At 42.0% G+C, this 1,475-nt stretch carries 1 protein-coding gene; it reads right to left on the reverse strand.

Going from position 1 to position 1,475, the window contains the following annotated elements:
- Positions 1 to 190: 190 nt before the first annotated feature.
- A complete protein-coding gene (locus tag F6K53_RS42020) occupies positions 191 to 1,408 on the reverse strand; it encodes an IS4 family transposase (protein WP_293068984.1) in 1,218 nt (405 codons plus the stop codon).
- Positions 1,409 to 1,475: the final 67 nt, after the last annotated feature.

The following is a 1,475-nucleotide window of genomic DNA, read 5'->3' on the forward strand; positions in this document are numbered from 1 at the left end:
CAATACGGTTCGGTTAAGCTCTAAGCAGTATTGATTACATAGAATGTTCGTGTTTCACTTTTGGCTCCAATTCCTTTATGTATTGGTTTCTTGGAAGGAAATTTAGCTCTAGTTTTTTTAACTACTCGCGGGTTACTTCTTCCTTCGCGCTCTGGGATCTGCTCGTCAAAGATTTCTGTCATTAGCCAGGTTAAAAAAAAGGGACTTCTTCTGGCTCAAGACGTTGAAATTTAGGAAGGGCACGACGCACAACATTAAGGGTTCCGGTAAAACTTAATCGTAAAGGGGAGATTTGAGCACGCTCGGCCACTTGATACATTAGGGAACGTACAGCCCAATGACCAAGAAGCCAACCGTAAATTTCTTGAACTACCTCACGAGGGTTTAGGGAGCGAATTGGAGTTTTGCGACCATTAAGGTGAACTTTGAGTTCATCAATAGTATTTTCTACTTCCCAACGTTGATGATATTCAATCGCCAGTAATAAAGCCGGGAATAAAGCCATATCTGTCAAACTAGTAATAAGGCGGTAAATTTCTGGCTCTCCATCAGTATCAATGGTATATTCAATGACTCGTACTAGGATTTTCGTACCACCCTTTTTCTTGGATTTACGATCAGGGGTAATCCACGATAGATAAGAACCATCTGCCAAAACTTTTTCTACCTTGAATTTGGCATTTTTTGGCACTCGTCCTAAGTAATCACATTTTTGGCCAAGGGTTGCTCTTACCATTCCATAAGAATGTAGTCCTCTATCCCACATCAACAACATTCCTTCCATTACTGACCGTAGTAACTTTTTTGCTCTAACTCGCTCACCAATGCGGTATGGACAGATTAACGCATCAACGATTAAATGCGTTCCGGCTTCAATTAGTAGCACTAAGCGGACTTTGGGGAAGGCGGTTTGAGTACCAGGACGACTACCAGGATATCCAAACACCCTTGCGTTTTTATCGGTATCTGGTACATCGAATAATGTGCCATCTACTGCCATTATTCGCAGTCCTCCAAGAAAAGCTCCTGGTGTGTCAACTGTTGCTAAAGGACTTACTACTGAATGGAAAAGACGACTGATTACCTGACACCCTATTCTTTGTCGTGCTTCAGTAATTGAGGATTTACAAGGTACTCGCCAATACTTCCCCACTCTCACCCAAGCTTCACTCAAACCATCTACTAGATTTTTCAGTACTGTTCTCATAGAAGCTTTTGACCATAAACTCATGGCAATGATTAAACAGACAACCAAATGTGAAGGTAAAGCTCGCCTGCGCTCTTCTTTGGCTTTTGTATCCGCAATCGCCTGCTCTATTGCTGACGATGGAATCGCTGCTTCTAAAGCTTTGAGTACTGTACCTGATTCAATCTTCGGTACAACCAAGGAGAATTCTTTGAGTTGCATTTTGCCCTTCGCACCTTGATGACAATTACCAGTTTACATGCTTTTCAAGCTTAACCGAACCGTATTG

The sequence above is a fragment of the Moorena sp. SIO4A1 genome (assembly GCF_010672065.1).
In the GTDB taxonomy this organism is placed as follows: Bacteria; Cyanobacteriota; Cyanobacteriia; order Cyanobacteriales; family Coleofasciculaceae; genus Moorena.

Excerpts from the sequence above, each read along its gene's own strand:
- F6K53_RS42020 (WP_293068984.1), bottom strand. The coding sequence starts at position 1,408 with ATGCAACTCAAAGAATTCTCCTTGGTTGTACCGAAGATTGAATCAGGT.